Source organism: Chryseobacterium defluvii, assembly GCF_014204415.1.
GTDB lineage: Bacteria > Bacteroidota > Bacteroidia > Flavobacteriales > Weeksellaceae > Chryseobacterium > Chryseobacterium defluvii_A.
This window is the reverse complement of record NZ_JACHLE010000001.1, coordinates 1,718,594-1,739,442: the sequence shown is the minus strand read 5'-3', so window position 1 is coordinate 1,739,442 and position 20,849 is coordinate 1,718,594. Positions and strand designations below refer to the sequence as shown.

The window sequence follows — 20,849 nt, the reverse complement described above, 5'->3', positions numbered from 1 at the left end:
ATTTAAATTTTAAGGAAACAATATCTGAACCACTTGAGAGTTTTCGTTAAAAGCAGTGTTAAAAGCTTTTTTCAATTCCTGAAATTCAAAAAGAATGGAATCCCGATGAAAAATATCTTCCATGTGGTAACCGTCCTCTTTAGAAATTTTATTTTTTAAAGATTCATCCTTAAGACGATCCATGATATCATGAGTAGAGATTTTTTCAAGTATATTAAATAAGATTTCTACTTCATCATTACTGAATATTTTTGTGTACTCATTAAATTCAACCCCCGATTCATACCTGCTCAGCTTATTGAAAATATTATTTTCGGATATTTTATTGAGGAGTGAATATAGAGGATTCCAGCTTTTTACAAAAGAGGGAAATGATTGAATGTATATTTTATTTTGATCCAAAAAAATTTCAATTTCAAAATCCGTATTTTTATTCTTTTCAATCTCTGAAATTATTTTCGGATTATTAATTACTTCATAGCTTACTATTATTCCCATGATTCAAATATAATAGTTTCAGATGCAAAAATGGAATGAAATTTAATGACATTTTCAATAGTTTTTGCTCACCTTATCAATCAGTCTTATCAATAATAAAAAGCCTCCCGATAGGTTTTTATAATTTAAATTTGTTTAAGGTTTTCAGCCTGCTAATTTAAAATTATGAAAAACTTTGAACTCTCTGTTCTGGATCTTGCTCCCGTGAAACAGGAAAAAAGCATCCATGATAGCTTCCAGGACAGTTTATCTTTGGCCAATTATGTTGAAGGATTAAATTATAAAAGATTCTGGCTTGCCGAGCATCATAATATGGCAAGTATTGCCAGTTCGGCGACCTCCGTGCTTATTGGATTTATTGCAAACGGAACGAAAACGATCAGGGTAGGTTCCGGAGGAATTATGCTCCCTAATCACAGCTCTTTGGTGATTGCCGAACAGTTCGGGACTTTGGAATCCCTTTTTCCGGGAAGAATTGATCTGGGGTTAGGAAGAGCACCCGGAACAGACGGTTTAACAGCACAGGCCTTAGGGAGGAATCCGGCAATGATCAATCAGCAGTTTCCAAGGCAGATCTTAGAATTGCAGACGTATTTCTCTAAAGAAAATTCCGGGGCTTTGGTTCGTGCCATACCGGGCGAAGGGCTGGATATTCCGTTATACATTTTGGGATCAAGCACAGACAGTGCATGGCTTGCTGCCGAACTGGGGCTTCCGTATGCTTTTGCAGGGCATTTTGCTCCTGAACAGATGGAAATGGCTCTCAATATTTACAGAGAGAACTTTGAACCTTCAAAGCAATTGGCTCAACCTTATATGATGGCCTGTGTCAACGGAATTGCCGCAGAGACCTCAGAGGAGGCACATCTGCTTTCCACTACCTTATTCCAGGCATTTATCAATATTATAAGGAATGACAGGAAACCTTTTGCCCCGCCTGTTGCTGATATGGATGAAATATGGTCGCCCATGGAAAAGGCTGCTGTTTTACAAAAATTAAGATATAGTTTCATTGGAAATCAATCTGAGATCGAAGAGAAGCTTAAAAACTTTCAGGAAAGATTTAATGTGGATGAGCTCATCATCAATTCTCATATTTATGATCATCGGAAAAGACTGGAATCTTACAGGATTTTCAGGGAGGCAGCCGACTCTTTATTCAAAGCGTAACAAACCGTTTATATTAATTGGCAGATGCCTGTTTTTATAAGTATCTTTGCACAAATTTAAAAAGTAAAAATGTCTGATATTAAATTAAATACTATTCCGGAGGCTATAGAAGACCTTAAAACCGGAAAAGTAATCATAGTGGTGGATGATGAAGACAGGGAAAATGAAGGAGACTTTCTTTGCGCTGCAGAGCTTACCACTCCTGAGATCATCAACTTTATGGCTGTTCACGGAAGGGGACTGATCTGTGTGCCGCTTCCTGAAAAAAGATGTGACGAACTAGGCTTGGATATCATGGTGAGCAGAAGCAGCGATCCTAAAGAAACTGCTTTTACAGTATCTGTAGACCTTTTGGGAAATGGTACCTCTACCGGAATTTCCGCAGGGGACAGGGCCAAAACCATTTTGGCACTGATGGACGAGAAATCAAAACCTACCGATTTCATGAGGCCCGGGCATATTTTCCCGCTTCGTGCAAGAAAAGGAGGTGTTTTGAAAAGAGCAGGCCATACCGAAGCTGCCATCGATCTTACTCATCTTGCCGGTTTAAAGGAAGGGGGAGTGATCTGTGAGATCATGAATGAAGACGGAAGCATGTCCCGCCTGCCCGAGCTCTATATTTTTGCCCAAAAGCACAATATAAAAATAGTTTCCATTGAAGACCTGATCCATTATCAGCTTAAAAAAGGAAATCTTATAGACAGACTGGAAGAAAGAAAAGTAAAGACCCACTACGGGGAATTTGATTTTTTTGCTTTCAGGGAAACTTCAAACGATCAGATCCATTTTGCATTAACCAAAGGAACCTGGACTGTAGATGAGCCTATCCTGGTAAGGGTACAGTCTTCTGATTCTTATTTTGATGTTTTAACGAGATTGAATAACGGTGAAAAACCTCTGTTGGAAAAAGTAACCGGAATGATTAATGAAGAAGGGAAAGGAGCTATTATTTTCATCAACAATGTTTCAAATTCTGAAAATACACTGAGAAAGCTACAGCAGTTCCTGAATTATCAGGATGGCCAGGAGCGGCACCCTACGTTGGCTTATAATTACAGGGATTACGGGATCGGGACACAGATCTTAAAGAATCTGGGGATCAATAAATTTAAAGTAATTACTCAAAATCCGAATATAAAACCACAGGTAGGAGGATATGATGTGGAGGTAACCGAAATGGTTCAATTATAAAAGTGAATAGGCAATGGTGAATTGTAAATTTTAATATGAGCAGTTCTTTTGATCATTGACTTTGACGAAATAAAAATGGCTTGATTTATCAAGCCATTTTTATTTCGTCAAAATTTCTGAAACCATTCAGAAAATCTTTACTGTTCATTCTTTTCTTTCCTTCCAATTGCAGCTCTAAAGGATGGTATATACCGTCTTTTGTATAGATTTTAAGATCGTTTTTTGAAATATCCAAAGTTCCCGGAGCTTTTCCATGATCTGAAATTTCAAATTTGCCTCCGAAGATCTTTAGCCCTTTTTCTTCTTCTCCTATTTTTAATGTGGTAAATGCCGCAGGGTAAGGAGACATTCCTAAAATAAACTGATGGACCGTTTTAGAGAGGGCATCCCAATTGATCCGGGTATCTTCCTTGAAAATCTTATAAGCATTCTTAGGATGTTCCACCTGAGGCTGTGGCCTTTCTTCAATAGAATTTTCAGATAATCCGTTAAGGGTTTTTACAACGAGTTTAGCTCCCATTTCCATTAACCGATCATGAAGGCTTCCGGCACTTTCGTCAGGCAAAATTTCCAGTGTTTCCTGTAGCAGGATATTTCCTTCATCTATTTTTTCATTAATGAAAAATGTGGTCGCTCCGGTTTTCTCTTCTCCGTTGATGATAGCATAATTGATTGGGGCCGCTCCTCTGTAATCCGGAAGCAGGGAAGCATGAAGATTAAAAGTGCCTATTTCAGGCATTTCAAAAAGAACCTTAGGCATCATCCGGAAAGCAACGACTACAAAAACATCTGCATTCAGCTTTCTTAATTCTTCGAGAAACTCAGGATTTCTTAATTTTTCGGGCTGAAAAACGGGAATATTATTTTCTGCCGCAAAAACTTTTACCGGAGATTGACTGATCTTTTGTCCGCGTCCGCTTGCTTTATCAGCAACAGTTACAACTCCTACGACTTCATGATGTGATTGATGAATGGCCTCCAGTGAAGTTTTTGCAAACTCAGGAGTGCCTAAAAAAACTACTTTCAATGATTTCATGATGCAAAGATAGAGGTCTTTTAATTATTAAAAGATTAAAAGATTAAAAGATTAAAAGATTAAAAGATTAAAAGATTAAAAGATTAAAAGATTAAAAGATTATATTGCTAATCATCATTTATCGATCAGGCCAGTGCGTATGTTCTGAAGTTCAGCATTCTTACTTTGCCGGAATCCAGAAGGAAGATAAGGTTTTCTAAAATATTCTCTTTCGGATGGTAGCTTAACTGTACGGAAAGTTCTTCAATAGTTGCCGGGTTTTTGGCCAGAAGATCAATGATCCGGGAAGAAATATTTTGCCCGAAAATAGATTGTTTATTTTTTTCGCAGACAGAGCACTGCCCGCAGTTCTTTGAATTTTTTTCCCCGAAGTAGGCAAGAATAAGTTTCATCTTGCAATAATCATTATTTTCAATATAAAACTTCATTTCTTCCCATTTCTGGATCTTGTTTTTCTGAATATGCTCAAAGAGCTTCCAGTAAATACCATTGACTGCCCTTTCATCCCTTGGTTTCAGGAATTTCACACTGGACAATGCTCCGTCTACATACTCGAGGTAATTCTTCTGTTGTAGTTCCCTGAGGCGCTCTTTGATCAAAGGTATACCAATCCCGATCTTATTGCTTACATTTTGCTCACTGAATATTACTTTATGGGTTGTGATTCCGGAAACTGTCCTCAGCAGAAGCTCTATGAAGTAGGCATCCTTTTGCGGAAGCTGGTCTATTTCATCAGCTTTAATAAGCAATTCTACCGAAGATAAGCTTTTATGATCATTAAAATAGATGATCTCCTGGTTATGCAGGAAATTCAAAACATTTTTAATCTTAGCTGCTGACTGCTTTGTGAAGTTCTGGATTCCTGTAATATTAAGCTGAAATACCTTTTCCGGCATTTCATATTCGGCCACCAGAAATACGGAATAGAGGTAGGTGATGATATTCAGGAATTCCGATTTGCCGGGAGTTTGATTTTTTAAAACCTGATCAAAATTCAATATTTCCTGCTTATTCCACAATAGAAATGCATGGCTGTCTTTCCCGTCTCTTCCGGACCTTCCTATTTCCTGGTAGTAGTTTTCCAGCGAAGAGGAAGGGGAGAAGTGAATCACAAGCCTCACATTATCCTTATCGATTCCCATCCCAAAAGCATTGGTTGCAACCAAAACATGGTTGTCACTATTTTTCCATAGATTTTGTTTGGTATTTTTTTCTTTTGTAGTCAGTCCTGCATGGAAGAAATCCACATTTTTTAATTGATTCCTGTGCAGGAAATCTGTCAACTGTTCCGCTTCTTTTCTTGTCCGGACGTATATGATCCCTGAACTTGAGCTATATTTCAATATATCGAAAACTCTTTGGAATTTATCTGAAACCTCGTCAGTAAAAATTTTAATATTGTCTCTCTTAAAACTTTTCTGAAAAACATTAGGGAGATTAAGTTCCAGTTTGGTTTTGATCTCTTCCATAACCTTTGGCGTAGCCGTAGCCGTTAAAGCAAGGCACGGAATACCCGGAGTATTTTTTCTGAACTCTTTTATGTTTTGGTAGCTGGGCCTGAAATCCTGTCCCCATTCAGAGATGCAGTGAGCTTCATCCACTGCAATGAAAGACAGCCGGATTTCTTCCATATTCCGGATAAACTGAATATTGTTTAATCTTTCCGGTGATACATATAATAGTTTTGTCAAGCCGTCTTTGCATCGGTTATAGATCACTTCCGAATCATATTCATCCAGTTCCGAAGACAGGTACTCTGCTTCAATACCTCTTAATTTCAGTTGGCTGACCTGATCTTTCATCAAGGCCAGCAATGGAGAGATAACGAGACATACTCCTTCTTTTAGCAGTGCCGGAAGTTGGTAGCATAAAGATTTTCCTGCTCCTGTGGGCAATAAAACCAGAGTGTCTTTTTCGTTTAATATAGAATCGATGATTTCTTCCTGAGCATCTCTGAAGCTGGTATATCCCCAGAAATGATCAAGAGTCTGGTATTTCAGTTTTTGAAAGTCCTGTGATGAAATCATAGGGTAAAAATAAGGAAAAGTATGATAACAAAAAAAGTCATGCATAGCATGACTTTTATATAATAAATAATAGGTTTATTATTTAGCTTCGAAGTAAACTCTTCTGTTTGCTCTGTTTTTCCATTCAGGACATTTAGTTGCAGGCTCACATTCAGGATATTTAAGATCTTTTTCTCCTCTACCTACAGCGTTAAGTTTACCGGACTGAACACCGTTCTGGATCAGATAATTTTTAACGTTGTTTGCTCTTCTTTCAGATAGTTTTTGGTTATAAGCATCAGAAGCTCTTGTATCTGTAGCTCCGATTACGTTATATTCTCCATTTGAAGAGTTGATATAATTAACTGCGTTGTTAAGGATTGGAGTATTAGAAGGTAAAATTCTATCTGAATTTAAATCAAATTCAATTCCTTCCAAAGTTCTAGTATCATCAGTTACAGGCCCCGCAATAGCTGCTGCTGCAGTAGGACATCCGTTGTTTTCAACAGGTCCCGGAACTGTAACACACTTATCATAAAGGTCAATTACTCCGTCTAAATCTGTATCAAGGGCAACTCCGGCACCATCAACTCTCGCTCCTGCAGGAGTATCAAGCTGTCTGTCCCAATCGTCACAAACTCCGTCATTATCAGCATCACCTTTCTTACATACTTCAATATCCTGGTTTTTGTTAGCCAAAACATCTAACTTGTAATAGATTTCCTGTAACGGGTCATGCCACATTAAGTGAGATTCGTGTTTTCCTAATTTTAAAGATAACCCTAAAGTAGCATTAAAGAAGTTGTCAGAAACCTGCTCTTCACGCTTGTTGATAGCACTGTATGCTTCGCCACCACCATCAAATTCATCATCTCCGGTCATTACATACATCAATCTACCTTCAAGATCAATTCTTCTGTTCACTTTATATTTCAAACCAGCTCCGGCCTGACCGAAGAATGAACCAATTTTGAAAGGCTTAACTTCTGTCATTAATCTTTGTGACGTCTGGTCTTTCTGGTATGCTCTGTAAGCCAGTGTTCCGATACCTGCATATCCGTGCAGTGCCCATCTGAAAGGAGAATGATTGTCAACTCTTCTTAAAAGGTTAGAAAAGTTGATATCCCCTAATAATGAGATCGCATCATACTGGGTTCTTGCTCCTACCTGTTGGTAACCTGTAGCATCAGCAGGCGCTGCTTCTTTGGTATTGAACCATCCCTGTCTTGTTTCTCCTCTGTCATACTGCAACTTTAATCCAAAAGCATGGGTAATGGCTTTATCAATACTTAAATATGCGGAATAACCAAAAAGGTTTTTACCGTTACCATTTTTTATAGATGTTAAATCAGCAGACTGAATGAAAGGTACACCCACCCCTGCTGAAATAGACCAATCGTTAAATCTTTTAGAGCTGTTTGTAAACGGGGAAACGTTAGCAGAGCCAGAAGAAAAAGTATTCGGATATTCTCCATTTGAAACTGCTGTTGAGTCTTGCGCATAACTAGCTGTAGGTATAGCTAAAGCTAATGCAACAATTGCTAAACTTAATTTCATAGTGTATTTTTTATTTAGTTAATTAAATGATTTTATTTCGCTTGGAAGTAAACTCTTCTGTTTGCTTCGTTTTTCCATTCCGGACATTTAGTTGCAGGATCGCACTCAGGATATTTCAAATCAGATTCTCCACGGCCCTCTGCAACCAGCATGCTTGAAGATACTCCTTTACCAGTTAAATATTTCACAACAGAGTTTGCTCTTTTTTGTGATAAATTTAAGTTGTAGGTTTCTGAACCTCTGGTATCTGTAGCCCCTATTACTGCATATTTACTGTTAGGATCTAAAGTTTTGATAATATCAGCTGCATGATTAAGCTTTTCAAAAGACTGAGGTCTTATTTTATCACTGTTCAATTCAAATTCAATGCCCTGGAAATCGTCATTGATTTTTTCTACTGTTGTTGCCGTATTTACCGGTGCAGGCTCCGGAGTAGTAGGACATCCGTTATTTTCAACAGGTCCGGGAACCGTAACACATTTATCATACAAGTCAATAACCCCGTCTAAATCCATATCCAATGCAACACCGGCACCGTCAACTCTTGCTCCTGCAGGAGTATCAAGTTGTCTGTCCCAATCATCACATACGCCGTCATTATCATTATCACCTCTCTCGCAAACCACTAGGTCTGTTGTAGCATTTTCAAGTAAGCTTGTTCTGTAATATGCCTCCTGTAATGGGTCATGCCAGGTTAAATGAGATAAATGCTTTCCTAATTTGAATGTTAAACCTAAGTTTACGGTCCAAAGATTATCTGATCGTCTGTCATTAATCATGTTATATTTGGAAACAGTGGAGTTTGGATCATAGTCACCAGGACCGGCCCATCCGCCACCATCAAATTCATCATCCCCGCTTATAACATACATAGTTCTTGCCTCAATGTCGACAAGTCTGCTTACTTTATATTTTAAACCAATACCTCCCTGATAAAAGAATGAACCAATATCAATTTTTTGATCAATAAAAAGAGGTACTCTTTGAGGGACAGTACTCCATCTATATTCATGGTTGTCATGTATAGAGGTATGGAAACTCTGGAGACCAATACCTGCGTAACCGTGTAATGCCCATCTGTATGGGGAATGGTTATCCACTCTTCGCAATAAGTTGGAAAAGTTAATATCTCCCATTAAGGCAATCTGGTCATACTTAGTTTTGGCAACTCCAACCCCGGCCATTTGTCCTGTTACGCCAGGCAATTGAGCTTTTTGGTTAGTTTCTCCTTTCTGATAAATAAGACTCAAACCAAAAGTATGTGATATCTGCTTGTCTAAACTGACGTAAGCGTTATATCCCCAATTGATTTTCTTATCATAAAAAGAGGTAAGATCAGAGTGAGTCATGAATGCTGCACCACCACCAACTGAAATGGCCCAATCCTTGAACCTTCTCGAGGCGTTGTTGAAAGGCTGAACATTGGCTGAGCCCGAGGAAAAAGTATTTGGGTATTCATTGGAAGAAGATACTGCAATACTGTCCTGAGCATAAGTGGCGATAGGCAACGTGGCCAATAATAATAAACCTAATTTCATACAATATGTTTTATGTTTTCCTAGATAAATTTTTTAATAATATTTTAGAAAATTCTCTGTCAAAAAGATGTTTTTTGTGAGGAACTTCTAATCTTTCTGATTTGAAATTTAATTCATTATATTTAACAATATCAATATCTATTATCCTGTCATTATAACTTCCGGATACTCTTGAATCATTAATTCTTCCCATCTCAAATTCAGTACTTTTAACAAAATCAAGCAGTTGAATAGGGGAGAGATCTGTCAATATTATTGTTGCAATATTACAAAAAATATTGGAACTGACAAATTCTACAGGTGGTGAATTTAAGAATTCACTTTTTTTTAATATTTCAATATTGCCGTTTTTAAGCTTCTCCAGAGCTAATTCAAGGTTTTTTTTGGGGTCTCCGAGATTACTGCCCAGTAACAAAATGACTTCTTGTTGCGACATATTTGGAAATGATTGATTTATGAAAATTTTTTTTAAGAATGTATTGGCAAATATAGTAGCAATTCTCATACTATGTGGTGTGTTTTTCTTCTTTTTTATTATCATGCTCGTAATGGGATCCATGGGCGGTGAGAAAGCTGTAGTAAAGAAGAATTCTGTATTAACCATTAATCTAAAAACCAATATAATTGACAGCCCGACTGAAGAACAAGGGGGCATGTTCAATATCAATGACAAGAATAAAAGTATTCTGATCTATGAAGCCGTTGAAGCTATAAATAAGGCAAAAACCGATGATAATATTAAAGGAATAAGCATAGAGGCCGATGATCTGAATGCCGGGATCACCCAGTTGGACGATCTGAGAAAGGCCCTTGAAGATTTTAAAAAGAGCGGGAAATTTGTTTATGCTTACGGGAATGCGGTTTCTCAGGGTGCTTATTATTTGGGATCTGTTGCAGATAAATACTATTTGAACCCTTCGGGGATGATCGAACTGAAAGGCCTGGCTACTGAAGTTGCTTTTTTTAAAGAATTTGCAGATAAATATGGAATCGGGATAGAAGTTATCCGTCATGGAAAATTTAAATCGGCGGTAGAACCTTTCCTTCGAAATGATATTTCCCCGGAGAATAAGGAACAGCTAAGTACTCTTTTAAATGATATATGGAAGAATACTTCAGGCAGTATTGCTTCTTCCAGAAAAATTGATACGGCACAGTTCAGAACTATTGTAGACAGTTTATATGGAATGATCCCTGAACAGACCCTGAAATACAGGCTTGCAGATAAGCTGATCCAGAAAACGGAATATGATGAGCTTATTAAATCAAAATTAAGTTTAAAAGAAAAGGATAAATTAAACAAGATCTCATTGGCAAAGTATATCAATTCTTATGCAGATGAAGATCAGTCAGGGGACAGGGTAGCGGTACTGTATGCTTCAGGTTCAATCAACAGGGGGAATGAATACAATGAAATTTACTCGGAGAAATATATTAAGTATATCAAAGACCTTCAGGAAAACGATAAAGTAAAGGCGGTGGTATTCAGGATCAACTCTCCCGGGGGAAGTGCCAACGCTTCTGATGAAATCCTGTTTGAATTGCAGCAACTGAAAAAGAAAAAGCCTTTAGTTGTTTCTTTTGGGGATTATGCGGCGTCAGGAGGATACTATATAGCCATGGCGGCAGATAAGATATATTCTGAACCGAATACACTTACCGGATCTATCGGTGTGTTTGGTGTGATCCCTTATTTTAAAGATATGGCCAATAAAAACGGGATCCGTTCAGATATTGTTGCTACCAATGCTAATTCACAGTATTATTCTTCATTGAATGGTGTCACTCCTTATGGTGTTAGCCTGATCACTAAAAGTGTGGAAGGAACTTATAAAAGATTTGTTCACTTTGTAATCCAAAACAGAAAGCAGACGTTTGAGCAGATCGACAATGTAGGCGGAGGACGAGTATGGAGCGGTACCCGTGCCAAGCAGATTGGTCTGGTGGATGAGCTTGGAAGTTTAAATGATGCCATTAAGTTTGCTGCGCAGAAGGCAGGACTTAAGACCTCTTATGATGTGGTATCTTATCCTAAAAGAATGTCTCCTTTCGAGCAGTTCTTTAATGATCTGAATGAAGAGGATATTTCGGCAAAGATCATCAAGAATAAAATAGGCAAAGCCAATTATGAAATTTTGGAACAGATTACAAATAAAAAACTGCAGTCTGACATTAAAATGGAAATGCCTTATCAGGTTAAAATTAACTAAATTATATATTGTACAAAAAGCCCGGATTTGAATTTTCAAATCCGGGCTTTTATTTTTTTCTGAATATCTAGCTCTTCTTCGTTGCCATTCCGTAGATCCAGAGAACAATCAGTGCTCCTCCAACGGCTAATAACATGCTTCGGAAATCAAAACTGTTCACTGCTCCCCAGCCAAGCAGACTTCCTACAAATCCGCCCACGAAAGCTCCTACGATTCCTAAAATGATGGTCATCAGCCAGCCACCTCCTTGGGTTCCCGGCATGATAAGTTTTGCAATTGCACCTGCGATTAGACCAAATATGATCCAGGTTAAAATTCCCATAGTCTTAAATTTTTAGTTGTTAATAATGAATGTGTTAGCTAATTTATAAAAAACATGATAAAAATCATCTCTTTTTGAAAAAAGAATCAACAAATTCTGTACCATTAAACAACTGCAAATCCTGCATCTTCTCTCCGACACCTATATATTTTACAGGGATCTGGAACTGATCAGAGATGCCTATTACCACACCTCCTTTTGCGGTGCCGTCCAACTTAGTGACGGCCAGGGCATTAACTTCGGTAGCTGCCGTAAACTGTTTTGCCTGCTCAAAGGCATTCTGGCCTGTAGAGCCGTCAAGAACCAGCAGGATCTCGTGAGGAGCATCAGGAATTACCTTTTGCATTACTCTTTTGATCTTGGAAAGCTCATTCATTAAGTTTACTTTATTATGAAGCCTTCCTGCAGTATCGATGATCACTACATCAGCATCCTGTGCCACAGCGCTCTGTACGGTATCAAAGGCAACCGAAGCAGGGTCTGAGCCCATATTCTGTTTTACGATAGGAACGCCCACTCTTTCGCTCCAGATCGTTAGCTGGTCTACAGCTGCAGCTCTGAAGGTATCTGCAGCACCCAAAATCACTTTTTTGCCTTCTGATTTAAACTGATGGGCAAGTTTACCGATGGTCGTGGTTTTTCCCACCCCATTTACACCTACTACCATAATCACGTAAGGCTTTTTAGTCGCATCAATATTTCCGGTTCCGGCATGAGGGTTTTCAAGGAGTAATCCTGAAATTTCCTCACGAAGGATTGTATCCAGCTCGCTTACATTTACATATTTGTCTCTGGCAACACGCTCTTCTATTCTTTCTATGATCTTAATGGTGGTTGATGCGCCCACATCGGATGCAATAAGTATTTCTTCCAGGTCATCCAATACTTCATCATCTACCTTGCTTTTGCCGACTACGGCTTTCGTCATTTTTTCGAAAAACCCCTGACTGGATTTTTCCAGTCCTTTGTCTAATGTTTCTTTCTCTTCTTTTTTGAAAATATTTTTAAACCAACTCATATAAGAATTCTGATTTTATGGGTGTTGTGTTGTCCATAACAAAGATAACAAAAAAACTACCCAAAATATGAGTAGTTTTTTATATTGTAAATAATAAGGTATAATTATTTTTTCAAATAACCGTCTACCTCATCTGCGTTCATTACTTTTTCTTCGAAAACGTAAGCTCCTGACTTAGAAGACTTTACCATTTTCACCACTTTGGTCATTTTTTTAGACTGACCGCTCTGTAGGGTTGCTACTACTTTCTTTGCCATGGTAAGTTATATTTATAAAATTACTTAATTTCTTTGTGAACAGTATATTTCTTAAGAACCGGATTGAACTTTTTAAGCTCTAATCTCTCTGTAGTGTTCTTTTTGTTTTTGGTAGTAATGTATCTTGACATTCCCGCCATACCGCTTTCTTTGTGTTCTGTACATTCAAGGATTACTTGAACTCTGTTTCCTTTTTTTGCCATGATTCAATTACTTTTTAATCAATCCGTTTCTTGTTGCTCTTTCTAAAGCCTCTTCGATTCCAATCTTGTTAATCACTCTCAATCCATGAGCTGAAACTTTTAACGTTACGTGCTTATCTTGCTCTGGAAGGTAAAACTTCTTCTCCAATAAGTTAATTTCAAAACGACGCTTCGTTTTGTTATTAGCGTGAGAAACGTTGTTACCAACCATTGCACGCTTTCCTGTTATTTGGCAAATTCTTGACATATCTCGATGTTCTTATTTGTATAATATTTGAGTGTGCAAAATAACGAAGAATTTTTTAGATAGACAAATATTTATATAATTATTTGAATAGAAAATGAGAGACAGAATACGGGGACTTTTAATAAAATCGTATAAATACTGATTACTGATGCCGGTTTGGCATTATGGTTTGTTTTTTATTTTAAGATCTTTTGGCTCAATGCTTAAATCAATTTCGTTGCACAAATTTTCGAGAGAGGTATAATCTATCATTCCGGAATTGTAGATCCTGATTAAAAAATAGTAAGCAGAATCAGTCAGGTTCTTTCGTGTTTCTTTAAGAAGGCTGCTTTCAATTTTTCTTGGAGGAGAGGGAATACCATTGGAAAATTCACATTTGCCCCCACAGATATGACAGTACTCATGAACAGGCTCATTATGATTGCTAATCCATTCTTTCTGGCAGTCAGACAGGGCTTTAAATCTCTTGTTATAGTTATCAATGGCTATAATGGATTCTTTAACTTCATTCATCCAAAAATTAATATTGCCATAATGCCCTGCAAGCTGATAATTAAAGGCATCTTTAAATTTCCGGAGCTGTTCCGAAATTAAATTTGCTTTTTCAATGGTATAAATCATAATTAAAAATAAAACCTTTAAATTATAAAACTTTTTTAATTACAAAGTTTTGAGCTTAAATATACTAAGAGCCTGTTTAAATTTTTAATTTCAATTTGACAGGTTTGTCATTTTGAGCGAAACGAAGTGAAGTCGAAAAATCTTAAATGTATGAATTTCAATAGATTCTTCATTCCATAATGCTTCGCAAAATTCCATTCAGAATGACAAAAAGAATTTCTAAATAAAATTTAAACAGGCTCTTAGTATATTTAAGCTCAAAATTTTTCATCAGGAAAAGTAAAAAAGTGTACATAAGAGATTTTCGGAGGTGAAAGTGTACTTATTATAATACTTCTTTAGATTATTTTAATAAACATAAGTGTTTAAGATGCTTTATTACCTGCCCGTCTCCTTCTGAACCATCCAATCAGGGAATAGAAAAGCAAAAATCCCAATGCAAAAATAGAAACTCTCGAAAGCAGGTCTCCCGCTCTTGTATAAAAGGTCTGTTGATCATACAGGTTAACTTTTGCAAGCAGAGTGGTTTGATCGCCATAGAAAGTGTCTTCCAGAATCTCCCCTTTCGCATCAATATGAGCAGAAATACCGCTGTTCGCAGAACGTGCAATTTCTCTCCGGGTCTCAATGGCTCTTAGTCTGGCATAGGAAAGTAATTGTTTATGGCCCTCCGTAACACCCCACCAGGAGTCGTTGGTCATGATGGCAAGGAAATTAGCTCCTTTTTTTACATAATCACCCGTGAATTCTCCATAAATGCTTTCATAACAGATGATGGGGGCAAGTTTTCCTTTGTTATAAGGGTTTGAAAAAGCCACACGTTCTTTATCTGTTCCCAGCGAAGCTACGGTTCCGCCCAGGTTAAGCATTGCATCTCCCAGTAAGGGCTTTAAAATGTCCATATAAGGGAAGATTTCAACACCTGGGACAAGCTTGCCTTTATGGTAAACTTCCACTTTCTGATCCGGAACGATCTGGACTGCCGAATTATAGCTCTCTACCCAAACCCGCGGGTTGATCTGGTAAGCTTCTTTAGGCACATTCTCACCATCAAGGTAATAACGGTGAGAAGAAATTCCTGTTGCAAAAACAGACCCGGGATGCCTGGAAAGGAAACCTTTGATATTGTTTAGAAGGAAGCTTTTCTCAAAAGCGGTTTCGGAAATAGATCCTCTTCCGGGAATAGCCGTTTCCGGGGCAATGTAATAATCTATTTTTCCTTTTGAGTTTTTTTCTGCAAGGTTGAGCAGGTCGTTCTCAATCGTTAAGCTGTCTTTCAGGTATTTTTCGTTATAGGGATCAAGTTCCGGCTGAAGCAGCAGGACATTCACCTGCCCGATAGGTTTTTCATCAAAACTATTGTACTTGATGATCGAAATGATCATAGGGAGAATAATCAGAAGAGCAGCAAGAGAAGTATTTTTTATAAGGTCTTTTCTTTTTCTTCCTGCTTCCCAGATCCTTAAGGTATAAAATATGAAGACATTAATTAATAAAATCCAGAAACTGCCGCCTGTTGCTCCTAAAGTATCATACCATTGAACCAGTTTCGGGTATTCTGAAAATACATTTCCTAAATTTAACCACGGCCATGTTAACTCCCAGGCCATATGGAATTTTTCAAAACTCATCCAGATGGCAATTAGAAATGCCAGTCCCCAGTAAGTTCCCTGTGCATTTTTGTACCAGTGATAACACTGAAAAACCAGAGAATACAGGAGGGAATTAACTAAAACCGGAAATACGACCGCCAGTAAAGAATGGCTTCCGTCCGGATTTTTAGAGCCATACAGCCACCCTGTGGTCACTATATTCCAGATGACAAAGCATAAGTAGGAAAGCCCGAAAATGATCCATCCTTTTCTTTTATAGGCTGAAAACCTGGATATGCCGTGCTCCATCATCAACAGGGGAACAAGGGCAAAAAATATGAAAAAAGGGACACCATAAGTAGGCCATGAAACAGACAGCAGCATTGCTGAAATGAGCGTAAGTAAAACGTATTTCATTAAATTAAATTAGCACATACAAATTTAATGTTTTTGAAATGAATAAATTTGCAGTCGATGTTAAAGAAATTTTACAAAGTTTTTATTGCTCCCTATACCCTGTATGTGCTCTACCTAATGTTCCTTGGTATGGGCAGGTATCAGTTTGAGGATAATATAGTACGGCTGGAACCTGTTTTTTCCACCATCAGGTTTATTGAAGGGACAATCTCCTGGAAGGATATTGTCGTGCTCATTTTGGGAAATGTCATTATGTTTATTCCTTTTGGCTTTCTGGGCTGGGCTTTTCCTAGATTAATTGAGCTGAAAAGCCTGGTCTTCACCTTCATGTCTGCAATCACCATAGCGGAAGGGCTTCAATATTTTACCAGAATGGGTGTTTTTGAAGTAGATGATATCATCCTGAACACTTTCGGGGTATACATCGGATGGCGGATCTGCAAGTGGATCGAACGAAAATTATCCGTTTAGTTCTTTAGCTCTTTTTTCGGCATTCAGGATCCCGCTTTTTAGGATATCTTTAAAGCTGTTTTCTTCAAAGGTTTTTAAGGCGGCTTCGGTAGTTCCGCCTTTGGAAGCTACATCTTTGATCAGCTCTTCAAGGTTTTTTTCGGAATTATTGATCAGGTGGTAGGCTCCCAGCATGGTCTGCTTCACGAAAAGTTTTGAAAGGTTTTCTTCAATTCCCATTTCTACGCCGGCTTTGATCATGGCATCGATGATATAATAGAAGTAGGCCGGTCCGCTTCCTGAAAGGGCAGTTACACCATCCAGCTGATCTTCGTCTTCCAGGTAAACGGATCTTCCGGTGCTGTTCAGTAATCTTTCGATGTTGATTAACTGGCTGAAAGAAATTCCTTCGGCGGAAGTATAGCCCGTAATTCCCATTCCGAGTAAAGTAGGGGAATTGGGCATGGCCCTTACGACAAGAGGATGATTCAGTAAGGTCTGGATTTTTTCAATCTTTATTCCGGCCATAATGGATAAGACCATCTGGTTTTCTTTGAGTGAAAATTGTATATTTTCTGCAACATACCGGAAATCCTGGGGCTTTACGGCAATGATGATCAGGTCGGCATCCAGTTCTCTAACCTCTTCAAAGATCGAAATCTCTGAATAAGGGAATTCTTCTTTTATTTTAGAGATCCTGGATTTGTTTCTTGTGATAAGGTGTAAATTTTCCGGCTTTATAAGCTCATATTTTAAAAAAGACTTCGAAAAGGACAAACCCATATTTCCTGCTCCCAGAATAGCTATTTTCATATTGTGCTTTTATTTGACTGTCTGTTATTTCAGGTATTTTCTGAAGATTAAAGTATAATTGTCGTTAAAGGTAACCATTTCTATCTTTTTGAGAGAAATTTTATGAGGCTTTTTACCGGTTTTTCCGGTAGGGTCATAATTATTAATGAATACAAACTTATCATCCACTTCCAGGATTTCACCTATTGAAAATCTTCCTTTTTTCTTTTTCGTGCTTTCTACAATGCAGTGGAAATTTTGTTTTTTTAATGATTTGAAAAGAGTTCCTGCATCCCGGAGAGAAATGTGGTGTATGATGTTCTGATCAAACTTAAGCAGGTGTTCCTCAGATAAGATCTTCTTCTGGGTTTTGTCATATGGGTTGCATCTGATGCTGAGAATACGCTCCTGTGGGATGATCTTTATGCCTGCCAGTGTAAAGTCGTAAGTCTCCTGTACCATCAGGTATTCGTCTGACATTTTAAGGATAAACCCGAAAATGCTTTGATCCGGGCTTTCCTCGGAAAGATAGATTTTGACAAAGTTGTTTTTATCAATATGTTTTTGAATCAGCTTATTAAACTCACTGTCAGATAAAGTTTTTGCCATATTGATAGATTTGATATGGCTAAAATAATCTATTTTTCAGTAAATTATACCATTTTTGCATTGAAAATGCCATAAAGGATTTCGGCGCGGCGGCAAAGCCGCCGCGCCGAAATCCTCAACAATCAAATTTTCATAAAAGTAATTTCAAAGGTAAAATGGTATTGTTTTATCTTAATAGTTCAAACATAAAAGTTTAAACAGCCTTAATATAAGGAATAAAAATCAGCAATAGGAAAAAGACATATTTATATAATGTTGACCTCCCTTTCCAGCTCTATCCCGAATTTTTCCTTTACAGAACTGATAATTTCAGTGGAAAAGTCAAAAATCTCCTTTCCGGTAGCGTTTCCGGTCGCATTGATGATCACCAGGGACTGTAATTGGTGAGAAGCCACATTTCCTATCTGTTTCCCTTTCCATCCGCATTGTTCTATAAGCCATCCTGCCGGAACTTTGACCCCATCGCCGTTGGGATATCCCTGGATATTTTCGAAATTTTGTTTTAATTCTTCAAACTGAGCCGAAGGAATCGTCGGATTCTTAAAAAAACTGCCTGCATTTCCAATTAATTTCGGATCCGGAAGTTTACTTTGCCTTATACTGATGACCGCTTCGGAAACATCCTGAATGGTAGGATTTTCGATGCCGGATTTTTCCAGCTCTGACCGGATCGCACCATATTCTGTTTTGATGATGTGGTTTTTTGTTGTAAACCTGAAAGTAACATTCAGAATGATATATTTTCCTTTGCCTTCCTGTTTAAAGACGGAATCCCTGTATCCGAAACGGCATTGCTCAAGGTTGAAGGTTTCTGTTTCCAGCGTTTCAATATTTAAAACTTCACAGTTTACGAATACATCCTTTATTTCCGTTCCGTACGCCCCTATATTCTGCATAGGAGAGGTGCCTACATTTCCCGGGATCAGGGAAAGGTTTTCAAGCCCGCCATAGTTTTTATTTAAACAGTATATAACGAAGTCGTGCCAGTTTTCTCCTGCTTCGGATGTTACCAGAATGTGGTTCTCATCTAAGGTTTTCTCGGTAATTCCCAACAAATTCAACTTAATGGCAAATCCGTCAAAATCCTTTGTTAGCAAAATATTGCTTCCACCGCCTAAAAATAGAAGTTGGAGTGTTTGAGTGTTTGAGAAGTTAATGGCTTCTTTTAACTCCTCAACGGAATTAACTTCTGTAAAATATTTTGCTTTAGCTTCCACACCAAAGGTATTGTAAGGCTTTAAAGAGAAATTTTCTTGCATGGGTTATTGGTATTCTTTTGGAATGATGGCTTCCAGCTGGTCTTTAAGTGCCTGCAGCTGTTTATAACGGATCGTATCGTAATAGGCATTCACATAGACATGGCCTTTCTTCGGGGTTCTGATCTGGAACGTTTCATCCACTCCGTCTGCAGACTGAATGCTCAGAGAACTCAGGATATGATCCAGGTCTTTGACATTAACTGAAGAAACAAGCTGTTTCCAAATTGCAGGCTTGATGGTTGAGCTCCATTCCTTGTGGGTTTTACTTGAAGTGCTTCCTTTTTCAAGATAAATGGAGTCTTTTGTGGCTTTAATGATCCTGTAATTTCCTAAGTGCCCACCAATTTGGGATAAACTTATGAATGTAATTTCGTCCGAATTTTCAGGGACGGGCTTTTCAGAAGATGCCTTTTCAGTACAGGAAAAAAATGTCAGCAATAAAAACGCTGAAAAAAATATTTTCAAGCTGTAATTTTTTATTGCTGACATTCTATATGGATTAAAGATTAAATTCCAGTTTATATTTTTCAAGGGCGTCTTTCAGGATTTCAACGCTTCTTCTAAGATCTTCTTCTTTCAGAACATAGGCTATCCTTACCTGTTTTTTGCCCAGATCAGGATTGCTGTAGAATCCGCCTGCAGGAGCTACCATGATGGTTTCGTTTTTATGGGTATATTTTTCCAGCAGCCATTGTGCGAATTTTTCTGTATCATCTACCGGAAGTTCGGCAACACAATAAAATGCTCCTTTCGGCTTTGGACAGATCACGCCCGGAATGGCATTTAACAGATCTACCAGAACATTTCTTCTGTGGGTGTATTCTTCTCTTACGGCTCTTATGTAGGCTCCATCGTTGTGATGTGCCGCAGTAGCTGCAATTTGCCCTAAAAGAACAGGGCTCAATCTGGCCTGTGCAAAAAGCATTGCGGCATCATGGATTTTTTTGGAGCGGGTGATCATGCATCCGATCCTTACCCCGCACATGGAATAACGTTTGGATTCCGAGTCGATAATAATGCAGTTCTCGCTGAGTTCAGGAAAGGCAAGCATGGAAACCTGCTGTTTGCCATCATAGACATATTCTCTGTACACTTCATCAGAAATCACCACAATATCATACTTCAAAGCAATTTCTGCAAGCTTCTGAAGCTCTTCACGGGTATAAAGGTATCCCGTAGGATTTCCCGGGTTGCATATAATAATGGCTCTGGTTTTATCAGTGATCTTTTTCTCAAATTCCTCGATTGCAGGAAGGGCAAAACCGGTATCAATAGTGGAAGGAATGGCCACAACATTCACATGGAATGTGCTGGTAAACCCGTTATAATTAGCATAGTATGGCTCAGGAATAATTACTTCATCTCCTTCATCACATAATGTGGATATGGCAAAATTCAACGCTTCTGAACCTCCGTTGGTCACAATGAAGTTATCAGGAGTAAGATCCGTAAAATCTAAAGAATGATAATAATCCGTAAGTGCTTTTCTATACTCTATATTTCCTTCCGAAAGAGCATATTCCAATACTTTTAAGTCTATATTCTTTAAAGCATTCAATGCTGTTTCCGGGGTTTCGATATCAGGCTGCCCGATATTTAAATGATATACTTTTGTTCCTTTCTGTTTTGCTTTTATGGCATAAGGAACCAGTTTTCTTACCGGAGATGGCGGCATGTGCTGTGCTCTGTTTGAGATATTCGGCATTATTCAAAAAATTTGTATGGCAAAAATAGGATTTAATTTTTCAATAATAAAATTAACGCTCAATAAGAAATTGTTCATTTTTTTAGAATATTGTTAGAATGAGCAATCTTAATGAACAAAAAGATTGAAATTAAGTTTTGTTTGATTAAAA

General features: G+C 37.9%; 22 protein-coding genes. 4 read left to right on the top strand and 18 right to left on the bottom strand.

The window, feature by feature from the left end:
* Window positions 1-9 precede the first annotated feature (9 nt).
* Window positions 10-498 (bottom strand): DUF1877 family protein, encoded by a 489-nt coding sequence (locus tag HNP38_RS07965; RefSeq protein WP_184187187.1) that lies wholly within the window; start codon window positions 496-498, stop codon window positions 10-12.
* Window positions 499-663: 165 nt separating this feature from the next.
* On the opposite strand from HNP38_RS07965, the gene HNP38_RS07960 reads away from it, so the two are divergent.
* Together HNP38_RS07960 and ribB are read left to right on the top strand one after the other, a co-directional pair.
* Window positions 664-1,668: an LLM class flavin-dependent oxidoreductase gene (locus tag HNP38_RS07960; protein ID WP_184187184.1), complete on the top strand. Its 1,005-nt coding sequence runs from the start codon at window positions 664-666 to the stop codon at window positions 1,666-1,668.
* 69 nt (window positions 1,669-1,737) lie between these two features.
* Window positions 1,738-2,859, top strand: a complete 1,122-nt coding sequence (gene ribB, locus HNP38_RS07955; protein WP_184187181.1) for a 3,4-dihydroxy-2-butanone-4-phosphate synthase — start codon at window positions 1,738-1,740, stop codon at window positions 2,857-2,859.
* Window positions 2,860-2,947: 88 nt separating this feature from the next.
* Here the strand turns inward: ribB and fmt are convergent, their stop codons facing one another.
* The 5 genes from fmt to folK form a co-directional block, all read right to left on the bottom strand.
* Window positions 2,948-3,895 carry a methionyl-tRNA formyltransferase gene (fmt, locus tag HNP38_RS07950; RefSeq protein WP_184187178.1) on the bottom strand — a complete coding sequence of 316 codons (948 nt, stop codon included), beginning with the start codon at window positions 3,893-3,895 and terminating at the stop codon, window positions 2,948-2,950.
* A 125-nt stretch (window positions 3,896-4,020) separates the two neighbouring features.
* Complete coding sequence (locus HNP38_RS07945) at window positions 4,021-5,922, bottom strand: ATP-dependent DNA helicase RecQ (protein ID WP_184187175.1); 1,902 nt, start codon at window positions 5,920-5,922, stop codon at window positions 4,021-4,023.
* Between the two features lie 78 nt (window positions 5,923-6,000).
* Complete coding sequence (locus HNP38_RS07940) at window positions 6,001-7,458, bottom strand: OmpA family protein (RefSeq protein WP_184187172.1); 1,458 nt, start codon at window positions 7,456-7,458, stop codon at window positions 6,001-6,003.
* 32 nt (window positions 7,459-7,490) lie between these two features.
* A complete protein-coding gene (locus HNP38_RS07935) occupies window positions 7,491-8,996 on the bottom strand; it encodes an OmpA family protein (RefSeq protein WP_184187169.1) in 1,506 nt (501 codons plus the stop codon).
* Window positions 8,997-9,006: 10 nt separating this feature from the next.
* Window positions 9,007-9,432, bottom strand: a complete 426-nt coding sequence (gene folK, locus HNP38_RS07930) for a 2-amino-4-hydroxy-6-hydroxymethyldihydropteridine diphosphokinase (RefSeq protein WP_184187166.1) — start codon at window positions 9,430-9,432, stop codon at window positions 9,007-9,009.
* Between the two features lie 19 nt (window positions 9,433-9,451).
* Between folK and sppA the strand changes: the two genes are divergently transcribed.
* Complete coding sequence (sppA, locus tag HNP38_RS07925) at window positions 9,452-11,206, top strand: signal peptide peptidase SppA (RefSeq protein ID WP_184187163.1); 1,755 nt, start codon at window positions 9,452-9,454, stop codon at window positions 11,204-11,206.
* Window positions 11,207-11,273: 67 nt separating this feature from the next.
* Here sppA and HNP38_RS07920 read toward each other — a convergent pair whose 3' ends face one another.
* The 7 genes from HNP38_RS07920 to lnt all read right to left on the bottom strand — a co-directional run bounded on the left by HNP38_RS07920 (window position 11,274) and on the right by lnt (window position 15,883).
* A complete protein-coding gene (locus HNP38_RS07920) occupies window positions 11,274-11,528 on the bottom strand; it encodes a GlsB/YeaQ/YmgE family stress response membrane protein (RefSeq protein WP_184187159.1) in 255 nt (84 codons plus the stop codon).
* A 64-nt stretch (window positions 11,529-11,592) separates the two neighbouring features.
* A complete protein-coding gene (ftsY, locus tag HNP38_RS07915; protein ID WP_184187156.1) occupies window positions 11,593-12,546 on the bottom strand; it encodes a signal recognition particle-docking protein FtsY in 954 nt (317 codons plus the stop codon).
* Window positions 12,547-12,650: 104 nt separating this feature from the next.
* A complete protein-coding gene (locus tag HNP38_RS07910; protein WP_002976755.1) occupies window positions 12,651-12,803 on the bottom strand; it encodes a DUF4295 domain-containing protein in 153 nt (50 codons plus the stop codon).
* A 20-nt stretch (window positions 12,804-12,823) separates the two neighbouring features.
* Window positions 12,824-13,006, bottom strand: coding sequence for a 50S ribosomal protein L33 (gene rpmG, locus HNP38_RS07905; RefSeq protein ID WP_048499660.1), 183 nt, complete (start codon window positions 13,004-13,006; stop codon window positions 12,824-12,826).
* Between the two features lie 7 nt (window positions 13,007-13,013).
* Window positions 13,014-13,253 carry a 50S ribosomal protein L28 gene (gene rpmB / locus HNP38_RS07900; RefSeq protein WP_029294538.1) on the bottom strand — a complete coding sequence of 80 codons (240 nt, stop codon included), beginning with the start codon at window positions 13,251-13,253 and terminating at the stop codon, window positions 13,014-13,016.
* Between the two features lie 162 nt (window positions 13,254-13,415).
* On the bottom strand, window positions 13,416-13,874 hold the full coding sequence (locus HNP38_RS07895) for a hypothetical protein (RefSeq protein ID WP_184187153.1): 459 nt from the start codon (window positions 13,872-13,874) through the stop codon (window positions 13,416-13,418).
* A 365-nt stretch (window positions 13,875-14,239) separates the two neighbouring features.
* Window positions 14,240-15,883 (bottom strand): apolipoprotein N-acyltransferase, encoded by a 1,644-nt coding sequence (gene lnt, locus HNP38_RS07890; RefSeq protein ID WP_184187150.1) that lies wholly within the window; start codon window positions 15,881-15,883, stop codon window positions 14,240-14,242.
* 57 nt (window positions 15,884-15,940) lie between these two features.
* Here lnt and HNP38_RS07885 point away from each other — a divergent pair, with 57 nt between their 5' ends.
* Window positions 15,941-16,354 (top strand): VanZ family protein, encoded by a 414-nt coding sequence (locus HNP38_RS07885; protein WP_184187147.1) that lies wholly within the window; start codon window positions 15,941-15,943, stop codon window positions 16,352-16,354.
* Here HNP38_RS07885 and proC read toward each other — a convergent pair.
* From proC to HNP38_RS07860, 5 genes are all read right to left on the bottom strand, one after another.
* Entirely contained in the window at window positions 16,343-17,146 is an 804-nt protein-coding gene (gene proC, locus HNP38_RS07880; RefSeq protein WP_184187144.1) for a pyrroline-5-carboxylate reductase, read from the bottom strand. The two genes, HNP38_RS07885 and proC, sit on opposite strands and share 12 nt — an antisense overlap.
* 24 nt (window positions 17,147-17,170) lie before the next feature.
* Window positions 17,171-17,734: a hypothetical protein gene (locus HNP38_RS07875; RefSeq protein WP_184187141.1), complete on the bottom strand. Its 564-nt coding sequence runs from the start codon at window positions 17,732-17,734 to the stop codon at window positions 17,171-17,173.
* Window positions 17,735-17,979: 245 nt separating this feature from the next.
* Window positions 17,980-18,993, bottom strand: a complete 1,014-nt coding sequence (murB, locus tag HNP38_RS07870; RefSeq protein ID WP_184187138.1) for a UDP-N-acetylmuramate dehydrogenase — start codon at window positions 18,991-18,993, stop codon at window positions 17,980-17,982.
* A 3-nt stretch (window positions 18,994-18,996) separates the two neighbouring features.
* Window positions 18,997-19,482 (bottom strand): hypothetical protein, encoded by a 486-nt coding sequence (locus tag HNP38_RS07865; protein WP_184187135.1) that lies wholly within the window; start codon window positions 19,480-19,482, stop codon window positions 18,997-18,999.
* Between the two features lie 10 nt (window positions 19,483-19,492).
* Window positions 19,493-20,698 carry a pyridoxal phosphate-dependent aminotransferase gene (locus HNP38_RS07860; protein ID WP_184187133.1) on the bottom strand — a complete coding sequence of 402 codons (1,206 nt, stop codon included), beginning with the start codon at window positions 20,696-20,698 and terminating at the stop codon, window positions 19,493-19,495.
* Window positions 20,699-20,849 lie beyond the last annotated feature (151 nt).